At 73.9% G+C, this 421-nt stretch carries 1 pseudogene; it reads right to left on the bottom strand.

Annotated features, from left to right (window positions below):
* Positions 1 to 421 (bottom strand): annotated as a pseudogene (locus A612_RS01690) (EmrA/EmrK family multidrug efflux transporter periplasmic adaptor subunit); the annotation flags it as partial.

Below are 421 nucleotides of genomic sequence, written 5' to 3'. Positions count from 1 at the left end.
CGACCGGCCGCCGCGCTCGCGCGTGTCCACCTGCACGTCCATGGACAGCCCGACGCGCAGCGGATGCGCTGCCAGCTCGTCGGCGTCCAGCGCGATGCGCACCGGCACGCGCTGCACCACCTTGATCCAGTTGCCGGTGGCGTTCTGCGGCGGCAGCAGGGCAAAGGCCGCCCCGGTGCCCACCCCCAGCCCGGCCACCGTGCCGCGGTACCGGACCTGCTTGCCGTAGAGGTCGGCCGTGAGCGTGGCCGGCTGGCCCAGGCGCAGGTTGCGCAACTGGTTTTCCTTGAAGTTCGCCTCCACCCAGACTTGCTGCAGCGGCACCACGGCCATCAGCGGCGCGCCCGCCGCCACGCGTTGACCCAGCTGCACGCTGCGCCGCGCCACGTAGCCATCGACCGGCGCCGGCAGCGCGGTGCGG

The organism is Melaminivora alkalimesophila (assembly GCF_000282995.1).
In the GTDB taxonomy this organism is placed as follows: domain Bacteria; phylum Pseudomonadota; class Gammaproteobacteria; order Burkholderiales; family Burkholderiaceae_C; genus Melaminivora; species Melaminivora alkalimesophila.
Note: the sequence above shows the minus strand (reverse complement) of the source record. Positions and strands in the feature narration are given on the sequence as shown.